Here is a 21,406-nt window from a genome sequence, read left to right as displayed (position 1 = left end):
GCCTGGGGCATAATAGACAGGCGGAGTAGCGTGTCAAGAGAAAAAGGACATGTGGGCGGCTGCAATGCCGGTCAGATATTGCGCCATGTGGTTACGGAGACGGCGGCATTAGAAGTTACTCGTGTACCAACTCGCTGTTGGCCCGTAGCGTATAGTGCGCATCATCGAGCGACACTGCACGGTGCGCAAGTTTGTGAAAATTGTGTGTTCCGGCGGCTAGTCTTTCGGCCGGGTTGCGCCTGTGTGGGCAGCAGCAACCTGGCCCAGGCAGATGCCGCCGTCATTCGCCGGCACGAGCCGATTGAACAGTATCCGCAGTTTGGCACGGGCAAACCCGCGACGCAGCTGTGCCCGCAACACGCTGTTTTGCAGGGCACCGCCGCTCAGGATGACGGTGCGTACGTGAAAAGCACGAGCCAATCTCGTTGCTGCGGCTGTCAGCGCATGGTTCACCCGGCAGTGAAAGCGGGCCGCAACAGCATCTGGTGGCAGTCCGATTCTGATGTCTTCAAGGACGCGCCGGAGGAGCGCCCTTGCGTCAATGGTGAGCGGGATGTTGGGCGGTCCTAGGCGAGCGCCAGACGTTGGCAGGCAGGTGTCGGGAGCTCGAGGGCCTGGCTGGGACCAACTTGACCGAAACTCCGTACGCAAGTCGTTATACCAGAGCGGGTGGTCATGTGTGTTTGCTAACGTTGCTGCTGCGGCGGCTTCGAGCGCTATTGCGGCCTGGCCCTCGAAGCTGGCGTGTCGGCAGATACCCGTGATGGCTGCGACGGCGTCAAACAGCCGACCAATCGATGAGCACGGCACGAACTGGCCGGGCAATGGCCTATGGCCCTGCCCTATCTGAACTCGGTACGCGCGAGCAATTTTGGTGGGGTCAGGTACGAGCTCTCCTGATAAAGGGAGGTTCATGTACGATAAGTGTCCAACCCTGCGCCAAGCAAGGTCGGGTTCGACGAGAATAATCTCGCAGCCCCAGACCGCGCCGTCGGTTCCGTAACCAGTTCCGTCCAGGGCGATTCCAAGCGTCCGGCTATGCAGCCCGTATTCGGCGGCAACCGAAAGAATATGGGCATAGTGGTGCTGGACACGAATGAGCTTGGCCCCCCATTTTGCCGATAGCCGCTGCGCGAGGCGAGTTGAAAAATAGTCCGGATGCAGGTCGCAGACAACGAACGCCGGCTTTATGCCCGTCAATTTCATAAGCCGGTCAAGCGCCTCGAGAAAGAAGCGCTCGGTACCTTCCGAGCCCATATCGCCGATATGTTGGCTAACATATGCGCGGTTGCCCGACGCCAGGCAGAACGCGTTCTTTGAGTCCGCACCAACAGCGAGGGTTGGATGTTTCACGTGAAACATCGGACTGAGTTCCACGGTCAGTGGCACGTAGCCGCGTGCGAGCCGGACCGGCAGAACTGAATCGGTGTGCCCGGCCTCCATGTGGGTACCAGTCATTACCACCGAATCATCGCAGCGGTTCGCAATCGGCCGGTCGTGGGTTAGAATAAGGTCCACAACGTCGCCAAGGTCTGCAACCAATTCTTGCTCAGTTGAGGCTATGGGCGAACCCTTCGGGTTAGCGCTGGTCATTACGAGAATGACTGGTTTCCTGCGGACCTTTCGTAGGGCGCGAAACAGGAGTATATGCAGTGGCGTACAGGCGAGCATAATGCCAAGCCGGCTATTGCCGGGTGCGATTGAGGGGGAAATTTTTGCCCTGCCTGCTCGGCGCGACTTCGCTAACAGGACAATGGGTGCAGCGGGAGAGGTAAGTAGTTTCGCCTCAGTTGGGTTAACGCGGCAGACAAGCCGCGCAACAGCAAGGTCTTCGCACATCACGGCGAACGGTTTTGCTGGCCGCGCCTTACGTTTTCGTAGTAACCGAACGGCTCGTGTGTTTTCCGCGTCGCATGCGAGCTGGAACCCTCCTAAGCTCTTGATTGCGACGACCTTGCCGAGCGCGATTGCACGCGCGGTTGCGGTTAGCGGGTCTTGCGTATTGTTGTAAGGTTTACCGTCTGGGTGCAACAGACGAAGCTGCGGGCCGCATATCGGGCACGCATTTGGTTGAGCATGGAATCTGCGGTCAGCAGGAGATTGGTATTCGCGGTTGCAGTCTGGACACATGCGGAACGAGCGCATGGTGGTATTGGTGCGGTCGTATGGCAGCGATTCGATAATTGTGTAGCGTGGTCCACACTGGGTACAGTTTGTGAATGCGTATGAGAACCTGCGGTTCTTGGGATCGAGGATTTCATCTGCGCAGTCGGGACAGGTGGCCAAGTCAGGCAGTACGTCAATCCCCGTTGGTCGCTGGCCGGTGCTAGGTCTAATCGAGAAATCGGGGAATTTGGGTGCCCAAATGCGGCGGACAGAGAACTCGGCAACGAGTGCAAGACGGGGCGGGTTTTGTTTTAGCCTTTCGACGAACTCTGCGACCCTCTTACCTTGTGCGAGGATCTGCACGCCACGGTCGGTGTTCGAGACCGTGCCCGTAATGCCCATAGAAACAGCAAGGCGATAGACGTAAGGACGGAAGCCAAGACCTTGGACACGGCCGTTGATTAGAATCCGGCAAGAAGGAGCTTGTTTGGTATAACACATTGTAAATACGTCACTTACTTGCAGACGTGCTCAGGTGCGCCCAGGGTGCTGGGCTTTATTCCGGCCCTTTGTCCCCTGTGCTGTCTGGGTGCGGAGTTTCGGTTGCTTTGGCTGCGGAGTTTGTGTGGTGGGGCGCGCCCGTCCTGTTTGCGGGCTCGATGAGTTCTTCTTCCTCCGGCGACTCGAGCAGGTTCTTCTCATCTTTCTTTCTTGCAAGAACTACGTAAGTGAGCGTGTTGGCGCTGTACCAAACCGAACAGCCGTAAGCGAGTACGGTTACGGCAACACAGTACAGGGCAACGCCAATAAGGAGTGCGGCGACGTCACCGGCCCAGTTGACCGAGACGTACTCGCCGGGGAGGTACAACTGGGGAACACCGATGATGTTGGCGAAGGACTCGAAAGCAGATCGAACAGCACCAGGTGTCCAGCTCGGCAGCGCCACCTTGAAGTAGTAAGCGGCATTTGACATTGCCTCGCTGAGTTTGCCGCCCATGAAAAGTGCGAGTATGAAATGTCCGATACGGACAGCCAAGCTGGTTGCTACGCCGAATGCGAGCGTGCCGACTTTCGCAAGTCCGGCCGCGGTGCCGAGATACAGGCATAGTCGAGCGGGCTGCTCGTTGGCGCAGGAGAACACTTCAAAGATGGTATCGAAGGTATCATTCTTGGTGGCGCCGACGATTGAGGGGCCGATAAGTAGGCCAAAGGCCAGTACGATACCCAGATAGAGGATGAAGAAGGAAGCGGCAAGAGCGGGGACGGCCAAGAGAGCAACGAACATCTCGCCGAAATACGGGATGGCGCCAAGCGCGCTCAGGATGAGGCCGAACACGGCGATAATGAGAATGAACGCGAGAACGAGCGCGGGACTGCCAAGCACCGAGGACCATTGCCGGAATGCGAACCGAAACGCCTCGCGGGATTCATAGAATTCATCCCCCCGAAGCTGTTCGAACGTAACTTTAGACACCGCAGTTCCGCTCAGGAGCACGCTCGCGATGAAGAGTAGGACGCCGATGCCGTACAGGGTCCAGGAGTACCATGGGAAGGTCGCAAAGAAGGGTTCAGGGAATGGTAGAAGGCGGTACGCTTCCCAAACCGTCACCAAGTCGCAGCCGGCAGCCAGGTAGGCCAGATAGGTGAGTAAACCATAACCAGCAAATCCTACCAGCAGTCCAATGAACATCATCCATATCTTCTTAGCCGAGAACCCGAGCCTGAGGCTGCGGAAAACGTCTTTATAGTTGAAATGGAGCTTTGTCATGCATTCTCCTTTAGCCAGCAATCATATGCGGTAGTTGTCTCGCGATCCAGAGCATCAACCCGGCGAGTCCGCCCGCAAGGACGTAGAAGACCCAGCGCAGCGGAAATTGATATCGGCGAGGCGGGAAAAACCGCCGCTCAAACCGGACCATTTAGACATCCTCGAAGCTTATGACGTCCGACGCCCGGCGCTTTGCTTCGGGAATCAGGGACTGTTCCGCTTCTAGTCGGGGCTTCCGGGGTTGCCCCGGATTCCGGGCATTTGGCGCCCGGCGCTCTGCGCCGTCTCGTCCGCGTGCGGACACCAAAGTTATGCTAACGGTCGTCCCGGGTTTGTCAATAGCTGACTACCCCCGAACCGGAGTGGGCCGCGAAATCCACGAGCCACGCGAATCCAAGCGTTATACGCCTCAGGCTATCCAACTCCCGGCGCTGGGTCGGCTAGCGGGTACCCTTAAGTCTGTTGTTCCATTTTTGGCTGTTTCATGGCGGGTTTGGGTTAACGAGCGAGCACGATGCGCTCGGTCCGCTGCCGGAGGTGCGTGGATACCCGCAGGAAATATATGCCCTCGGCAAGACCCGTGCCCGCGACATTGCCGAGCTGCCACTTGATATTGTTTGGTCCAGGAGCGAGTCTGGGAATCGGCAGTTCGCCGAGCGCACGTCCGGTGAGGTCGTAAAGCACGGCGCTTTGCAGAGGGTCATCAGGCGAATAGTTAATTTGTAAAGCGATGAAGTCCGGTGCGGGGTTGGGACTGACCGACCAATCTGATACCAGTCTTGCCATCACCGGCTCGGCAGTGCCAACAAGCTGACCGACCGGGACTGACCGGCGGTACCAGTACTTGGCCTCTGGTCCGAGGAACCCTCTGCCAGGGTCCTCATCCACGATGAACAACCGGTCGTCGGCCCAGGAGCGGAACAGCACCGGGTTGCTTCCGGCAGCCTTGGGTCTGACCAGGAGCCAGTACTGAAAGTTGGTTCCGACTGGCAGCCGGTTCTGCCACTCGTAGCCCGCCTGCCACTCGATTATTCGGTGGCCTTGACTCGAACGCTCCACTACGCGGCCGACACCTGGACCTGACGTCTGCCAGTGCACCACATCGAAGAGGCCTGTGTCAAGAGCCACGGCGAGCCCGGTTCGGTAGGGGCTGTAGCCGGCGGTATTACGAATTAGGAAATGCAGGGTGTCGGCCCGACCGACGTAGAGCGTGTCCGGCCAGGAAACCGCGGCGGTCAGAAGCTCGGTTGGGCCAAGTTCGTAGTCGCGGTGGTTGACGTAGATCGGGTTGGTTACGCCCTCGTAATCAGCCCCAAGCTCAGCGCACAACTCGACCCGGAAGAAGTTCCGGTCAGCAGACGAGAAAGTACGAGACCATTCGTATTCAAAGTCACCGCCGGTCCAGAGCGTCTTGGAGTATATCTCGCCAGACTTGTCGAATACATAGACCACGTCAGTCCAGTCCGCATCCTCGACCTCAAGCCGGAACCGGACTGTCTTCGAACCCGTGCTCACCCGGACGTGTTCGCCCATGACAATGTCCCAGGAACCATTGTTGTTCGTGTCGGCGTAAAGCCAGAGCCGGGAGTTGTCCGGAGTGTCAAAGACCATTACCGTACCGAGTTTGGTATATTTGAGAATGGTGTCAGGATGATTGGATGGCGCCCATACAAATGAGCACGACTTGAGTGGTGCTTCGCCCGGATAAATGCCGTGGTAGTCCGAGCAGCCTGCAGCGGCAATGGTTGCACCTCCCGACAGTAGTTCCTGCCACCAAGCGACCGCCTGTGCATCCGAGTCTAGCCCCCCTGACCTCCGACGCCCGGAATCCGGGGCAACCCCGGAAGCCCCGACTAGAAGCGGAGCAGCCTCTGATTCCCGGCGCAAAGCGCAAGGTGGGAAGTAAGTGAGTGAGTTGAAAACCTCAAGCCAGTCCAGCCCAGGGTCAAGGGCCGGCCGGCGCAGCCACTCCATTGTCGGATCAGTAGGGTGATTTACCTGTATCATTGCGCCGCGCCAAGTAGCTTCGTCAATCATGTCGTGGATCGAACCGTGGGGAAGTGTATTCGCTCCCTGGATACCGACCAAGCAGGCATGACCTGAATCAGTTGTCCACTCGTACCCGCGGATGACAGTCATATTGCCGACGTCGTGGAAGGCGGTATCGTAGCACTGGCCGAGGGTTTCATGGTCAGTCACGGCGTATGCCCGGCCACCGTCGGCCAGCGCTGCCTGAAGCAGGTCGTGCACTGACAGAACGCCGTCTGAGTAGGTCGTGTGCGCATGGAACGATGAGACGTACCAGGCCCGGTCGCTGACCCAGGTGCGTAGCCTAAATTCGCTGCCGCCATCAGCTGGAAAGATATCCAACTGGTTGACCCCGGGCTTCAGTAGGGATGCGAAGTCACTCAAATCCAAGGTGCGGATGATGGTACGGGGGGTTGGTCCGGGCATGACCGTTCTCAAGATCGTACCGTTGAGCGATATTGTAAATTGTTCGATGCCCTCGATTCCTAGAAAGAAACCAACTAGCTGACGTCCGGCTGGAACCTGCACGTTCAACCGGGCCACGCCATCAGTTGTCCGGACCGAGCCATCGTAAAGCACACAATCGCGCTCGAGCGGCGAAAGCGCGAAAGCGAGGCCAGACAGGGCAAGTATAACAAGAATCGGCAGACGTGGCATAGTGTCTTTCATAACCCGTATCGCTAGGCACAAGAGCGTAACTACACCGCGTACGACCGTCAAGCGAAGACTAGCTAGAGATAGGCGAGGCTCTACTCAACCAAAACACACCGGGCGGTCGAGGCCTGTTTTCCATCAGCCAGTCTGAGGAGATACACTCCGGCCGGAACTTTGGCACCAGTGGCGTCACGGCCGTCCCAGATTGCGTTTGGCGCACCACGCTCGGTGCTGGATACCAGGAGTGCCCGTACGCACCGGCCGGCAGCGTCGAATACGGACACTGCCGCATGCTTATCTGCTGGTTGATTCGAGAGCTGCAACGTGAACGGGCCGGCACCGATGCTTGGAACCAAACCGGTCACACGTACCGGTCGGGTCCGCCCCGGCTCCGCTACGCTGGTCGGTATGTAGGCGCCGGCGAGCTTTGCGATTGTCGCGACTGCGGCACGGGTTGTTCGTGCGGCCAGAGGCCAGTTGTTCGTGCCACAGTACCGGTAGTACAGCGGACCGATGGTGTCGCCGGTGGTGTGGTATGCAGGCGTGAAGTCGCATTCGATACCCATCAGCGCCGGGTAGCCGCGTTTCAGGAACGAGTAGTGGTCGGAGTTGGCTGAAGGGTTGCTTTCGAGCACCCGGTGAGTTCTGAGGCCGGCAAAAGTGTCGCCGTTCGCGATGTAGGCATCAACCAGCCATGCGCAGGCCGGGTTCGACGTCTTGCCCAGCACCTCGAGCGAATCCCGACCCTGGCGGCCATAGGAAATCATGTCGAAGTTCAGCGCGGCCTTGATTGAGTCGCCACGACGGTACGCGCGGGAGCAGAAGCTGTCTGAGCCCCAGAGTCCTTGTTCTTCGCCGGTGAACCCGATGAAGTACACGGTATTTGCGAACTCGACGTCGGCGAATACCCGGGCGGCTTCGACAACCGCGGCTGTTCCCGAACCGTTATCATCAGAGCCCGGGCAGAAATCGTACTGACCAGTCTGGACTGTGGCGTCAACGTGCGCACAGATGACGTAGATCGGCCGGCGGTTCGTGCGGCCGAACTTGGCGCCAATAACATTGGGCGCGTAGCCGGACCGCCAGGTTTCGAGTGCGGTCGAGTCGCAGTTGTAGGCCACAAACTTGGCCTGCACCCACTCAACTGCGCGTCGGCATGAGTCGCGGGTTGAGTAGCGAGTGCGAAAGTTCTGCAGACGCCGGATATGCGCGAGCATCGAGTCGTCGTTCACGCGGTTTACAAGCTCCCAGACGAGGCTGTCCGGCACCGCCTGCGGTACAGGCGGTGGTTCATCCTCTCGGTAAACCCACGGCTCGGTTCCGACCCACGAGTAGTGAACCCGGTGCCGCTCCAGTTCGAGCGCCTGCATTTCGTCGGTCTCGAGCAGGACACCGGAAGGGTGGTGCATGAGCACGCGGCCGGCGTTCGAGAGTTCGGGCAAGTCGGCTCCGCGGGTGGGCGTCACGAAGACAAACATCTTGTCACAGGCTTGCTCGGCCAGTATCTGATAAGTGAAGGTGCTTCGGCTGAGCTCCTCGCGTGTGGCAACCACGAGGCAGCAGCCATCGAGTTCTTTCACAACCGACAGACCAGCATTGGCGATGTCCCGTCCGCCTTGGCCCTCAAGAAGGTCCACCTTGGTAAGATAGTTCGGCCCGGCCCAGGCGAGACTCAGGAAAATAGCTATAAAAAAAGCTGTCCGCATCGGTTACTCCTTATCTTCTTCATCTAGGCAAGAGACTTTCGACCATAGAACTATGATAGGGCACAACAAAGGCGTGTCAAACCTGTATACACGTCCCCCTAGCGCCGATATAGAACTACAACAAAGAAGGCTGCTCCTCTCTTCGCCTTGTGGGGGATGTTTGTGCATATCCACTAGACGCAGGTGACTGAAGAGAAGCAGCCGCTTCTTTTCGCCCACAATAGGATTCCAATGTCGGGACTAGGGGAGAAGCGAGTTAGGGTGGCATTCGCCTTGCCTCGTTGGTGTTGCCCACGACTATGCGTCGCTGTGAGACGAGAGCGCCTCGCAGTAGCACCGGGGTTGCGTGTGGTCCCTCGCGGTCACTCATGTGCAGCGACCTCTTCGGCCCGGAGGCTGAAGCCCGGCCATCGACTGTCAAGTCAATCAAGAATCCGTGGACCCGACTGACCGTTCAACGACCAGGAACTTCCTGAAGCCGGTGCCGTTCAGGAAGCACCAAGAGCCGGAGGTGTTAGCTTGTTGACCGTGGCAAAGCGATGAAGACACCCACCCATCAAGCGTCGTTTGACTGGCAGATGGTCGAGAAGCCGGCCGACCCAGAGGCAGACGAGCCAGTGGGCACACCAGACAATGTCCTCACCTGCTTGCACCGGTGGGCGTGGCGTCAGGACGAAAACCTCGTGTCTGATGACTTCGCGTTTGTTCTCCGCCACTTGCTTAGGTATGAGCACGACTCCGCACGGCGCGTCATTAGGGCTCTCACTGACGGCGTCGTGTCGCTAGACGACGCCCAAGTCCCCTGGATGGGTGTTACCACGCAAGTCTCGAAGGAAGAAGGAACGCCTGACATTGCCATTAGGTGTCCCGATGCGCTTGTTCTCGTCGAGGTCAAGGTTTCGTGGATTGTGGATAAAGACCAACTGCGGCGCTACCGGGAATTGCTAGACCGGAGTGGGTCCGCGACCAAATTGCTGACGCTGCTCACGAAGAGCGGCGACAAGGAATCGTTGCATCACAAGCCGGACGCTTGGCTGGCGTGGGCTGACCCTGCCGCCGTGCTTGAACAGCTCTCGCTTCGGAAGCCGTCATCCGACTTCTTGATGAAGCAGTTCTTGGGTTCTCTTAGAGAGGAGAGAGTAGGCTGGGAACTCAGGCAAGGTGTGAATGCGCTGTGGTATCTGCACACGATGCTGGGGGAGGCCGCCCGTGAGCTAAATGCTGACCCCGAGCCGACCGTTGGCCAGCAACACGCTGGCTGGTGGCTGCATAACAAACAGTTCTGGCTAGGCGTGTATTGGGACAAGCCGTCGACATTGGTGTTTGAAACCACAGATAGAGTCAAACTCGACGAACAGACCACCAGAACCTTGGGTCGCGGCGATGTCAGGGAGATAGGCCGAGGGGCGAGACGACGCATTCGGTGGACTATCAGTGCGGACTTGGAGGGAGAGGATACACACTTTCTCTCGCGCTCAAAGGAGAGACAACTGCTATTCGTCAAGTCTTTCCTCTGCGAAAGTCTGAGTGCTGTTGACACGATTAGAGCCAAGTAGGGGCGCAGCACATCGTCCGTAGCGGCTACGTCTCACGTAGATGTCTTGGCTCCCAGCCGTTGCTGCGGTTGGCTGGAGCGTCCTGTTCATCGCGCTCGGCGTCTAGGCCTTGTCGCTGAAGCACACGAAGCGGTGGGTCGCCGTTCTCATTGAGATGCTCGGGGTCATCCCCTTGCTCTACGGTCTCTATGGGGGCGCAGCTTTTGCTTTCACGCTAGCTAGGGTATGGAGGTAGGATGACGCCGCGCCCGGCAGGCCGTGCTCACGGCAGGTCCACATCTGCCACCACACGTCGTCCTGAGACTTTGGTTGTCAGACCGAGGGCATGTCCCGGTTCAATTGCGGTGGGACACTATTATCCACGGGAATATCCGACGTCCTCCTCGGCAACGTGTTGAACCGCACCCGTGTGACCAACTGCTGTCTGGGGCGTTCCGGTCCTAGCCGGGTCTTCCCTTTCTTGAGGCAGCAGGTGTTGAGCGAGGTCCTTACGTCTATGGTCCTCGTGATGTGCGGTCTCCTTGCGTTTTGGCAGCAGTATCCTACAAGGGTTGCACTGCATACCCATCTATTCACGAACGTCGACCGGCCCGCCAAGCCTCTACCTGCGGGTCGTGTTGAGAAGGTTATGCCTCAAAGGTAATGCCTCAGAGGTAATACATCAGCGGTAGCTGCTTAGGAGTCCTTCCCATGTGCAAGCGCCAGCTTGCGGAAACCTCGGGACGAGAGCACGTCAGAGACTCGGTGCTCGTCGTCCCACGCGAGCTTCTGGGCGAGGTAGTATCGTGTGCCGCGCTCCGGGTCGTAGACGTCGATGTTGGCTCTGCCGTAGCGGCTCTCCCACCACGCCTTGACAACTGACGGTAGCAACTTGCTGCCATCGTGATACTGGCAGTGGCCCATCAGGGAGTGGAAGTAAACTACACCCCGGTTCGGCTGCAACTCCGAGACCAGAAACCACTCGACTCGATGACCAAGCTCACGTCTTAGAAGATGATTGAGTTCAATCCAAGCTGCCTCGGCTTCCGCGTGACTGAGTGGTCTGGCGAATGTCAGCGTTAGCCATAGGTCGAATATGAAGCCATCAAGGTATGCGGCCCACGCCCGAACGAACTGCTCATGCCGGGATGATTCGTGCCTATCCATCAGAACTGCTCAGACCGGTCGACTTAAAGGTCTCCCCGGTGTCCGGCGTCTTCTCAGGCCCTCTGAGTCCCTCCGACTCGTAGACAATCTCATTCGTGCTCGGGTTGACCGCCAGAAACTGAAACCCGCAGAGCTTCTCGACCCGCCTGAAGTAGCCAACAACGTCCTTCGTGATGTCTCGCGGGTCAGGTGGTTGGCCATATAGTCAAGCGCAATCAGCGACAGAGCGTGGGAATCGACAGACGTGTGCCCTTTCTCCTTGGCAATCTCGATGGCCTCGGCCACCGTCCTCTTCTGGTCTTCATACAGCCCGAAGGTCACGCGGGTCGCCTTCTCAGCTGTGCCTTGGGGAGCCGCCCCAAGGCGTCGGACGGCACCTCCCTGCCCGGCGTCGCCTCGCTCCACAACTCCGTCTGGCCACTGTGCGCCTCAGACAAAGGCTCCATCGAACGGCCGTTCTTGTGGGATGACTGCCGTGGGTGGTATCCGGTCGCGGGCTGCCAGTAGAAGTTCGACCGGCGCTTGCGTGGTAGGCCTGCCGACCAACTAGCAACGTATCTACACTCTACTATCCATAGTTGAACTCCTTCCAAACGCTGTCGGTCTTCTCTCTGAACGACTCCACCCTAGCCGTGATTGTCTGACGCGAACGAACTAGCTGCTCGCAGCCGATTCGACTGCGCGCCTCGTCTTGGGCGTGTGCCGTCCGTTCAGAGCGTTCTCCGCGCGAACGGCACACAAGCGTGCCGAGCTATCAACCTTATCTTGGGGGACTTACCTTTGGGGCAGGGAATGGGACCGGTCCGGGTCGAACGGACGACCGGCTGATTATGAGTCAGCTGCTCTGACCAACTGAGCTACGGGCCCCAGCCAAAGGGTAGCATAATCGCCCCCGTAGTCAAGCCAGCGATCGCTCGCCAGGGCCAAAGTGGCCGCAACGTACATGAAAAGTGCAACAACTTCTACCACCGAGGCGTTACGTGACTACACTGTCATGTTTGAGGCGCGCCCGTCCGTCAAGGTTTGGCCAGTGGTTCCTACCTCTTCGTCTCGTGACATTCGTAGTTTCGCTGCCAATTTACATCAGCTTTCGGGCCGCTCTGACATGGAAGCAGACACGCAGCAATTACCACTGTTTCCTGCATCCTGGAGTTTCCAGCTTAGGGTACCGGGTGTCCGATGTCCACCGGGGATATGGTACCATCAGGGAACGACTGCTTGACGGCGGAGAAAATGAGCGTAGGCTGTATCCAGTGTGTCCGGAGAAGACGTCAGTGACCGGCAAAGACCCGTCGCTCGCAGAGGGGCGCCGTTTCTGGACCACGAAGCGTCTAGAATAGGAGGTAGTGTGAAAGCAGTAGCAGTGCTGGTTCTAGCCACATGTCAGGCGTTCGCCGGTGTTGTAGCGGTCACGGTTTCGCTATCACCGGCTGACGTTGGTTTGAAGCAACTGGACAGGTTTGCAATGGTGAGTCTGACAACAGACCAGCCAGGCGTAGTTGCCACGTGGACAACTGAACCGGGCAAGCCGCTCTTGCCGGTGCTTTCCGGCAACGTGCTGATTCCGGCTGGAGCCGATGTCGAACGTATCGAAGTCTTGCCACTTGAGCGAGTGGAGCTGGCCCAGGGCGTGAGTGTCTATCCGGTGCAACCGATGCGGCCATTGTCCCAGTTCAATGATGTACCATTCGTGGAGCCAGACAAGTTGACCTACTCGAGTGAGGCGAAGTACCCGGCTGAAGCGCTGACCGCAGTGCCAGCCGGGTCCAAGGCCGGTTTCCGGATTGCCGGTTTTCTCTACTGTCCGTTCGAGTATTTTCCAGCATCAGGCCGACTCGTACTCATCAGCCGGGCAAGGGTGATAGTGAGCTATCATGAGAATTCGCTGCCGGTAACGGTTCTGACTCCAAGCCAGCTCGATTTCGCGGCCGAGGATGTGGCTCGGCTGGTCGCAAACCCTAAGGACTTGGCCCATTTTGCACCACCGGCCGTTGAGAAAGACGCAAAGGAAACCGACGTTCTGATGTTCACCAGCTCAACATTGGCTCCAGCACTTGCCGGCATCCGGTCTTGGCTCATGCGTAAAGGATACTTCACCGAAATCGTGCGGACCGATACGATTTCTCTTCCGGGTCGTGACGTACCGGAGAAGATGCGCAATCTGGTGAAGCGGAAGTTTCAAGATGAGGGGCTGAAGTACGTCATCCTTGCCGGCGATACCCAGCACTGCAAGCTGCGTTATGGCTACCTACCCTACTCCACCTACAACGTACCCGCGGACATGTACTTCGGGGACCTGGACGGCACCTGGGATGCGAACAACAATAACAACTTCGGCGAGATGACCGGCGATTCAGTTGATCTGTTCCATGACGTGTACGTCGGAAGGCTGCCCTTGGACGACGCCACGAATGCGGCCAACTTTCTCCGCAAGGATACGACCTATGAAATCTGTCCGGATACCGCATATCTCAACAATGTGATACTACCCGGCGAGGTACTGTGGTCCAATATTGACTACCACGGCAGCATCGTGAACCAGAACATCGCCAGGATGCTAAATGCCGCCTGGCCTTGGGAAGTTGACTCCGGTCTAAACATTGGCTCCTCCAGGGTCATCAGCGGAGTCAATGCGGGACGGCATCTTTTCCATTTTGCCGGCCACGGTTCAGCGACCGCATTCGGCTCGACCTTCTCGACCTCAAATCTTGCCTCGCTCACGAACGTCGCCAAACCGTGCATCGTCAACACGATGGCGTGCGACTGCGGCTGGTTTGATCAGTCCACCGACTGCCTGGGCGAGCAGTTCATAAATATCACCAACGGTGGCGCGGTTTCGACGATGTTCAACGCCCGTTACGGCTGGGGCGCGCCGCCCTGCCAGGGTCCGAACGAGAATATGAACTGTGCATTCTTTCACAACTACCTTGCAGGCATGACCCAGGGCCGGGCGCACGGCTTGGCAAAGGATTTCCTGCGCAATGAGTCTTTTAGCCAGATGACCGCACGCTGGGCAATGTACACGAACACGCTCCAGGGTGACCCGACGATGATAATGTGGCGCAGCGCGCCTGAACAACTTGCGGTTACTCATCCAGACACGATTCCGGCAATGCCGCAGGTGCTTGAGGTTTCAGTGGACTGCGGTGACGAACCAGTCTTGGGTGCGCGCGTGGCGGTCACGCATCTTGGCGAACTGGTCGGCCGGGCTGTTACCAACCCGCTCGGCACAGCTCATGTTCCCCTTGCTACGATCGAAGACACCTGGACTCTTGGCATTACGGTCACGGCCCAGGACGCGCGGATTTACCAGTCGGTCATCAGAACCAAGACCGGCTCGAATGCGCCGCTTGTCGTTATTGCGCGCAGCCGGGTGGCTGATCCGAACGGCCGGCTTGACCCGTACGAAGAATCAGATTTGTACTGCGTTGTTGCCAATCGGGGCGCAATGCCGGCCGACTCGGTTTCCGGCACTCTGACGACAACATCGCCATGGGTGACGGTGATCAATGCGACTTCAAGTTATGGCACGATCGCCGCTGGTGACACTGCGGCGGGCACTGCATACCGGGTAGCAGTTGACCGCAACTGTCCGCACGGACACCGGGCTGCTTTTCAGCTTACGACCGCAGCCGGCACAAGCAACTGGACCTCCGACTTCGAGCTTGTGGTTGGCCTGCCACATTCCCGCGGTGGTATCTGGGCAACGCTTGATACCGGCGACTACTGCCTGAGCGTGTGCGGCAACGGCGGCATCGGCACGACTCGGTGGCGTGGTGAGGGATACGGGTTCATCTATCCCAAGAGCCGTATGTGGTCGGCTGCTTCGATGATGCACGGCAGTTTCATGCTCGGTACTGACTCAACCTGGGTCGCAGACAACTTTTACGGTACCCCAGGCTGGCACGTGTGTCCTCAGGACTTTGTGATGGTTGACTCGGTCCGACCGGTGTACCCGCCCGAACTCGGCGACAAAGAACTCATCACTACCTTTACTGATGCAAATCATCCGCAGCCAAGAAACGTGCGCATCGTGCACCGAGCGTACGGCAGCGCCCGGCCTACACACAAAGACTTTGTCATTCTCGAATACCGAATCTTCAACACCGACTCGGTCCCGCTCGAAAGCCTGTACACCGCGGTCTGCTGCGACTTTCGGACCCCGGGCTGGAACGTGAATGATTCGTTTGATTTCGCCGGCACGGACTCGCTGCGAAACCTTGCCTATGTTCGCTCTGCGGCTTCGGGTGAAACCTTGGCAATGGGCATCCGCCATATTTACCCACCGACCTGGCCCGGGTTTGCCAACTGTATCAATGAGTGGACCTACGTTGCGAACGGGTTCACCAAGGCTGAAAAGATTCAGTTCATGAACGGCACTCTGCGCTCGACTACCGGTACGACTCGGGCAAACTGGGACGCGATGTCATCGTCTGGGCCGCACAGAATCCCGGCGGGAGACAGCATAATCCTTGCCTGGGTACTCTGCGGCTCTCGGACCGTGACCCAACTGCTTGCCGTATCCGATACCGCGGCGCTGTGGTACTCACCGCCGGTCGGCGTCAGTAGTCCGGAGCACGAGGTTGGGCCTTCGAAGTTTGGCGTCTATCCACAGCTGTTTGCCGGCGAACTCCGGTTCAGCCGGCCACATACTGGTGCATTCCGTGCGACGTTGACTGACGCTCTGGGCAGGGTTGTTGCGTCCCGGACGTTCCCCGCAGGCGAAGGCCAGATTGTGTGGCGACCGGATGTTAGCCCTGGTGTTTACTTCCTGCGCTCGGGCGCACTTCAGGCCAAAGTACTGTCCGTCCGCTGATACCCGACGATTGTATACTGAGGCCCGGCCTACAGCCGGGCCTCGCACTTCTAGACAGCCAGCACGGACCTATGGAATATAGACAAAACTGACCGCACGCCTGGCCGCGCCTGGGAATCGCACAAAGTAACGGCCAGCTCCAAGTCCGTCCGGTTTCCATACCAATTGCGTGTCTCCGGACCGGCCCACGAGCTCAGCAACGGTACGACCAGCAGCATCGCAGACTCTTACCCGGTGCATTCCTTCGGGCAGGCTGATAACGACACTCCCCCGGCTTACCGCAGGTACGATGTTTGGTCTGCCAGCAGGGGCACTGTCTGATTTGGGTGAGTAGAAGTGTTCCCAGAAGTTCTCAACCGACTCTATTGCGAGCCGGCAGGAAAGCACAGTAAGCGCGGCAGCCTCATCCGCACCGGGCCCTTCCGGCCTTTCGGCCTCAAGCTGGCGCACGCGGCTGAATATTATTGACTCGGCCGAAGCTACGGCCGACAGCACCCGGCAAAGGCTAAACGTGTTGACCGCGTCTGGATACTGTGGTTCCGAACGCGTGTAGGCGCGAAGCGCAATCGCCTCATCGCACAGGCGCGCCCGCTCCGGCCCGTCCAGATGCTCTGGAACAGGCCCGCCGTTTACCCAGAGCGGTATTGGCACTGAAGTTTCAGGCGGGCCAAGCATGACGTACATCATACCGCTTGCAGGACTTACCCCTGGTTTCGGTCCAACCATGATTTCAGCCGAACGGGTTGTCGTGCGGCAGATTGTACTTCCTGCCGGCACATGTCCGAACGGCAGCTCTCCGACGCAGCCATAGAAAGGTAGCGGATATGGGTCGAAGCCCACCGAGCCCATGTCCCGAGCAAGTACTCGCATGACAAACTCCGGTGTAATCTGACGTCGGCGTGCGACTGGTGCAACTAGCTGCCAGGCGCGGTCGTGGCGGCCGCGGCCGGTCTGCCGTATCGTGTCACCATGGTACGAATAGTTAGCTCGCACCAGGATACCAAGGGATTCCTGGTCCGCATCATAGCGTCGGTAGTAGGTGTTTGCCGCCTCGAATATTGCCGTCCTGCCTGAGGCGTCGAACACCCCGAAGTTCACCGGTGTTTCCCGGCCGACCCTGTTGAGCGAATCCAAAAGCGAGGCGAACTCGTCAACAGTTGAGCAGTTTGCTAGCGCCAGATGCATGATGTTTCCGTCGTCAGCATCAATGTCTTGTTTCCTCGGCTTGTGGCCGGTCGCAGCCCTGCCGCCGATGTTGTACGAGTTCGAGTTCATGATCGCAAAGCCGGCCTCGTTTATCCCGGCCCACACATCAAGCGTCTCACCGGCATAGACATTGGCAATAAATCGGTATCGGCCGCGGTCAAAATACCGCATTTCCTGATCTGGATTCTTCACATCGCGGTTTTTCCACAAGATTGGTCGCCCGTCCGCAGTCGCGCTGGGCCCGAATGCACCAATGGTGCAACTGTATGCGGCTGCACCAGAAATCACAATGCTAAATGTGAGAATCAGGTTACAGCACCGACGGATACTCATTTCGGCACTGCCTCGTCGCCATCATCGGCGATGCACCGAATCAGCTCGCCTACCAGCTTGTCCTCAGAACAGGTTTTCACAACCCTACCGTGCGCGAACACTGCGCCCTTGGACCGGCCGCAGGCGATGCCGAAGTCCGCCTCGCGCGCCTCGCCCGGTCCGTTGACCACACATCCCATAACCGCGACCTTGAGTGGTCGCCTCACTCCGGCAAGCGCCCTGTGCACACGCCGTGCCATGCCGGCCACATCGGCCCGGGTCCGACCGCAGGTCGGACAGGAGTAAACAACCGGCCCACGATGCCGTAACCTGAGGGCAGCGAGTAGTTCGTACGCCGCCTCAACTTCGAGTACCGGGTCACCGGTCAGCGACACCCGAATGGTATCGCCGATACCGTCGAGCAAGAGCGGAGCAAGTGCGGCGGCGGTGCGGATCGCGCCCGCAAATGGTAGCCCGGCTTCGGTCAATCCGAGGTGAAGTGGATAGCGGAAGATACGGGCCAATCGGCGGTAAACTTCAACGGTATCCGCTACGCTCGTTGTCTTGGCGGAAAGCACCACCGATGTGAATCCGAGCTGCTGGAACGGCTCCAGGCTTTTTTCAATACTTTCGACCAGCGCTACAGCGGTCGGGTGTCGGTGCCGGGCAAGAACTGATTTTTCAACTGACCCCGCATTGACCCCGACGCGGATTGCTGCTCCTGAATCGGCCGCGGCGCGGATTATCTCCTCTACCTTTCGGCGGCTCCCGATGTTGCCTGGGTTGATGCGCACCTTGTCAAAACCTGCACGAAGGGCAGCCAGCGCCAGCCGGTGGTCAAAGTGGACATCAGCACACAAGGGCAGCCGCGTCCGCACCCGGATGTCGGGCAGAACGCTGGCCGCGCGTCCATCCGGTACCGCAACCCGCACAAGCTCACATCCTGCGCGTTCGAGCCGACGTATCTGCCGGACAGTTCGTACCACATCGTCGGTCCTAGTCTTGGTCATTGACTGAACCACGACCGGCGCACCGCCGCCAATGACAATACCACGAAGTCTTACGGAATACGGCCTATACCTACGTTCGGACTCGTTCAATTTTTGCTCCCAGCCGGTTCAGTTTCGTCTCCAGGCGTTCGTACCCGCGGTCGAGGTGATAGATTCTTAGAATCTCGGTTTGACCCCGACACGCGAGTCCGGCTAGTACCAGTGCGGCCGAGGCGCGCAGGTCCGATGCCATCACCTGGGCCGCGGACAACCGTTCGACACCAGTGACTACGGCAGTGTTGCCCTTGAGCGAAATCTGCGCACCCATCCTTTCCAGCTCCATTGCGTGCATGAACCGGGCCTCGAATATGTTCTCGGTGATAACGCTTGTCCCGCTGGCCACGCTTGCCAGTGTCATGAATTGAGCCTGCAGGTCGGTCGGAAAACCGGGATACGGTGCAGTCGCAATATTGAACGGCTTGGGCCGACGCGGAGCGGCAACAGTTATTGAAGTGCGGCTTGTTTCGACCCTGGCGCCTGTCTGCCGCAGCACCTCAAGCGGTGCTGCCAGATGGCCTGGCCGGCAGTTGCTGATTGTTACGCAGCCACCGGTGACTACTGCTGCCGCTGCCAGGGTGCCAACTTCAATTCTATCAGGAATCGGACGGTATCGCACGCCGCGCAGCTTAGCTACGCCGGAGATGCTGATTTCCGGTGTACCGGCACCGTCAATTTCCGCGCCCATCCGCCGCAAGAACCGGGCGACATCGGCAACCTCGGGCTCGGCCGCCGCACACTTGATAATTGTCCGACCACGGGCCAGAACTGCGGCCAGCATCGTGTTGATGGTTGCGCCCACGCTCGGTCCCTTTGTTCCAGCCAGCACGACCGTAGTTCCGGCAAGCCGCTTCGCCCGGGCGTCAATGTAACCGTGTTCGAGGCTGACGCGGGCACCCAGCGCACTGATGCCCTTCAGATGCAGGTCAACCGGCCGCGCGCCGATTGCGCAGCCACCCGGTAGGGAGACTCTGGCCATGCCGAAGCGGGAAACGAGCGGTCCAAGCACGTAGTAACTTGCGCGCATTTTCCGCACGATGTCATACGGCGCCTCGGTCTTGACCGGTCGTGAAGCCTCGACTGTGATGGAACGACCGCTTCTTGTTACTGTGACGCCCATGGAACGCAGCAGCCGGGTCATGGTCGAAACGTCCTCAAGTTCTGGAACGTCCTCGACTGCGCACGGCTCATCGGTCAAGATACACGCTGCCAGAATCGGCAGCACCGAGTTCTTGGCGCGGGCAGCCGTGACCGTACCGGCCAGGGGCCGGCCGCCGCAAATCACAAACCGGTCCATTACAAGATATTCTTGACGACACAATCCCAAAGTCAAGCGGTATTCAACCGGCGCCACGCTGGTTGACAGAGATTCGTGCGGAGCTGGCCCAAAGTGTCCAGCATGGGGAACCGCGACGTGCACGTCTTCTCCGCATGCGGCGATGCGGCCAAACACAATAGGCTGGCCGGACAGGGAGTAGTCCGAGAGTTCCGGCTCTCCGACTCTCTGGCTTTACGACTTTCAGGCCATCGGCGTCTTGTCGCCACTTCGGTTTTCGGGCTGCTATTGGCTGGTTGACAGCTTCGGCCTCATGGCCTATCATGGGCTTGGCCGGACCCGGATGTGCGGTGCACGGCGCATTGCCCGTGAAGCGTGGGCGAGCTGCGCAGCGCGTCAGGGGCAAGACCCTTTGTTTCCACTGTGCCGACCCGCGCAACGCAGAGGAAAGACCGTACCTGCCGGCCTGGTGCGGTAAGCCCGAAAGGAGGGCAGGATGTACAAAAGGGTTCTTCTTGCCGGCTTAGCGCTGGTTGTTGTACTGTTGCCAGCGCTGGCTGACGAGGTGCGCAGCTGCGACAACGGTGACCCTAAGTTTGACCCGTTGGTCGCACTGCCCGAACTACCGCCGCTGTTTCCAACCGATTCGGTGTTCTGGTCGTTCCGTGAGAGCATTCCCGTGGGCCTGACCCGGACTGCGGGCGTGGTTGACCCGGACGGTTGGATCCGCGTCATCTGTGGTAACACCATGCTTTCGGACACGAGCTACAAGTACCAGCAGCTATTCGACCCGGCGAACAATGCCTGGTTTGAAGACATGGCAATCAGCCACCCGGGCGGCGGGGTGCACAATCACGATGTCGAGATTATCGGCGACACCATCTATGTCGGCTGGGGCAGTCTCAAGAGCGGGTACTACGACAATCTGACAATGATTGACCTTGTCGGCTACACTTGGAGTGTGGTCGGTCCGTCGCCGCAGTCTCAACTTCTTTACTATGAGTTCGCCGTGTGCAACCGGATGCTGTACTGCTTTGGTGGCGCGCCGGCGGGCGGTACGCCAATTGCCACGGCGCGCAAGTTCGACCCAAGCACAAAGACCTGGACGACGATTGCCAGCATGCCGGCAGCCAGACGCGACCCAGCCGCAGCCGTGGTCGGCGACACAATCTATCTGTTCGGCGGATTTTCATCCGGCACAACCGCGACTAATACCTGTTATGCCTACAACACCGTTGCTAACACTTGGCGCACTCTGGCACCGATGCCGCAGGCAACCGGCTGGGCAACCGCCCACGTTATCATGCATCCGGACTCGGGCGCATTCATTTACGTGTGCGGCGGTGAGAACAGCGGCACGGCAACGAATGCGGTACAGCGCTATCGGGTTGCAAGCAATACCTGGGTTACCGAAACGCCGATGCAGCAGGTGAAGCGTTCGCATGCCGGTGCAGTCATTGGCAACTGCTCGCTCTACGTCATAACCGGGTACTCGGGTGCGCGGCCGTTTCTGCGCAAGGTCGAGCTTGGTGTACCTTTGGGCTGGGTCGCGCTTGAAGCCGGTGCGCCGCGGTCCGATTTGCGCGGCCGTCTTGAAGTGTGGCCGAATCCGTGCCGGTCGGTGTGTCTGGTGCGCGGTCTTTCATCTGGTGAGAAAGTCGAGCTGTACGATGTGCGCGGCCGCAGGGTCGCGGTCAGTGGCTACAAGCTCAACCTTGTCGCCCTGCAGCCCGGAGTTTATGTTGCGCGCACCGCTGGCAGGGCAGCCCGGTTCGTAAAGGATTAG

General features: G+C 58.9%; 12 protein-coding genes and 1 tRNA gene. 4 read left to right on the top strand and 9 right to left on the bottom strand.

The window, feature by feature from the left end; genetic code table 11:
• Nucleotides 1-216: 216 nt before the first annotated feature.
• The 4 genes from hypF to ABIL25_00805 form a co-directional block, all read right to left on the bottom strand.
• Nucleotides 217-2,607: a carbamoyltransferase HypF gene (hypF, locus tag ABIL25_00820; protein ID MEO0080822.1), complete on the bottom strand. Its 2,391-nt coding sequence runs from the start codon at nt 2,605-2,607 to the stop codon at nt 217-219.
• Between the two features lie 55 nt (nt 2,608-2,662).
• Nucleotides 2,663-3,874 carry a hypothetical protein gene (locus ABIL25_00815; GenBank protein MEO0080821.1) on the bottom strand — a complete coding sequence of 404 codons (1,212 nt, stop codon included), beginning with the start codon at nt 3,872-3,874 and terminating at the stop codon, nt 2,663-2,665.
• 498 nt (nt 3,875-4,372) lie between these two features.
• On the bottom strand, nt 4,373-6,622 hold the full coding sequence (locus ABIL25_00810) for a CehA/McbA family metallohydrolase (protein MEO0080820.1): 2,250 nt from the start codon (nt 6,620-6,622) through the stop codon (nt 4,373-4,375).
• A gap of 29 nt (nt 6,623-6,651) precedes the next feature.
• Complete coding sequence (locus ABIL25_00805; GenBank protein MEO0080819.1) at nt 6,652-8,262, bottom strand: M28 family peptidase; 1,611 nt, start codon at nt 8,260-8,262, stop codon at nt 6,652-6,654.
• A gap of 578 nt (nt 8,263-8,840) precedes the next feature.
• Here ABIL25_00805 and ABIL25_00800 point away from each other — a divergent pair.
• Complete coding sequence (locus tag ABIL25_00800) at nt 8,841-9,818, top strand: hypothetical protein (GenBank protein ID MEO0080818.1); 978 nt, start codon at nt 8,841-8,843, stop codon at nt 9,816-9,818.
• A gap of 675 nt (nt 9,819-10,493) precedes the next feature.
• Here the strand turns inward: ABIL25_00800 and ABIL25_00795 are convergent.
• Both ABIL25_00795 and ABIL25_00790 read right to left on the bottom strand, forming a co-directional pair.
• Nucleotides 10,494-10,964 carry a hypothetical protein gene (locus tag ABIL25_00795; protein MEO0080817.1) on the bottom strand — a complete coding sequence of 157 codons (471 nt, stop codon included), beginning with the start codon at nt 10,962-10,964 and terminating at the stop codon, nt 10,494-10,496.
• Between the two features lie 793 nt (nt 10,965-11,757).
• A tRNA-Ile gene (locus ABIL25_00790) sits at nt 11,758-11,832 on the bottom strand.
• 480 nt (nt 11,833-12,312) lie between these two features.
• Here ABIL25_00790 and ABIL25_00785 point away from each other — a divergent pair.
• Nucleotides 12,313-15,780 carry a C25 family cysteine peptidase gene (locus ABIL25_00785; GenBank protein MEO0080816.1) on the top strand — a complete coding sequence of 1,156 codons (3,468 nt, stop codon included), beginning with the start codon at nt 12,313-12,315 and terminating at the stop codon, nt 15,778-15,780.
• Between the two features lie 69 nt (nt 15,781-15,849).
• On the opposite strand, the gene ABIL25_00780 is transcribed toward ABIL25_00785, so the two are convergent.
• The 3 genes from ABIL25_00780 to murA are packed head-to-tail and all read right to left on the bottom strand — an operon-like array spanning nt 15,850 to nt 19,641.
• A complete protein-coding gene (locus tag ABIL25_00780; GenBank protein ID MEO0080815.1) occupies nt 15,850-17,319 on the bottom strand; it encodes a carcinine hydrolase/isopenicillin-N N-acyltransferase family protein in 1,470 nt (489 codons plus the stop codon).
• Complete coding sequence (gene ispG, locus ABIL25_00775; protein ID MEO0080814.1) at nt 17,316-18,398, bottom strand: flavodoxin-dependent (E)-4-hydroxy-3-methylbut-2-enyl-diphosphate synthase; 1,083 nt, start codon at nt 18,396-18,398, stop codon at nt 17,316-17,318. Before ispG ends, ABIL25_00780 begins: the two co-directional genes overlap by 4 nt.
• Entirely contained in the window at nt 18,379-19,641 is a 1,263-nt protein-coding gene (gene murA, locus ABIL25_00770) for a UDP-N-acetylglucosamine 1-carboxyvinyltransferase (protein MEO0080813.1), read from the bottom strand. The genes ispG and murA overlap by 20 nt, the downstream gene beginning before the upstream one ends.
• A gap of 93 nt (nt 19,642-19,734) precedes the next feature.
• Between murA and ABIL25_00765 the strand changes: the two genes are divergently transcribed.
• Nucleotides 19,735-19,920, top strand: a complete 186-nt coding sequence (locus tag ABIL25_00765) for a hypothetical protein (protein MEO0080812.1) — start codon at nt 19,735-19,737, stop codon at nt 19,918-19,920.
• Between the two features lie 196 nt (nt 19,921-20,116).
• Nucleotides 20,117-21,406, top strand: a complete 1,290-nt coding sequence (locus ABIL25_00760; protein ID MEO0080811.1) for a kelch repeat-containing protein — start codon at nt 20,117-20,119, stop codon at nt 21,404-21,406.

It is taken from the genome of candidate division WOR-3 bacterium (assembly GCA_039801365.1).
GTDB lineage: Bacteria > Hydrothermota > Tepidihabitantia > Tepidihabitantales > Tepidihabitantaceae > JBDRUN01.
Note: the sequence above shows the minus strand (reverse complement) of the source record. Positions and strands in the feature narration are given on the sequence as shown.

Bases quoted from the DNA above. Each gene is read 5' to 3' on its own strand.
- ABIL25_00780 (MEO0080815.1), bottom strand. From the start codon at position 17,319: ATGAGTATCCGTCGGTGCTGTAACCTGATTCTCACATTTAGCATTGTG.
- murA (MEO0080813.1), bottom strand. From the start codon at position 19,641: ATGGACCGGTTTGTGATTTGCGGCGGCCGGCCCCTGGCCGGTACGGTC.
- ABIL25_00815 (MEO0080821.1), bottom strand. From the start codon at position 3,874: ATGACAAAGCTCCATTTCAACTATAAAGACGTTTTCCGCAGCCTCAGG.
- ABIL25_00795 (MEO0080817.1), bottom strand. From the start codon at position 10,964: ATGGATAGGCACGAATCATCCCGGCATGAGCAGTTCGTTCGGGCGTGG.
- ABIL25_00805 (MEO0080819.1), bottom strand. From the start codon at position 8,262: ATGCGGACAGCTTTTTTTATAGCTATTTTCCTGAGTCTCGCCTGGGCC.
- ABIL25_00800 (MEO0080818.1), top strand. From the start codon at position 8,841: ATGGTCGAGAAGCCGGCCGACCCAGAGGCAGACGAGCCAGTGGGCACA.
- hypF (MEO0080822.1), bottom strand. From the start codon at position 2,607: ATGTGTTATACCAAACAAGCTCCTTCTTGCCGGATTCTAATCAACGGC.
- ABIL25_00760 (MEO0080811.1), top strand. From the start codon at position 20,117: ATGTACAAAAGGGTTCTTCTTGCCGGCTTAGCGCTGGTTGTTGTACTG.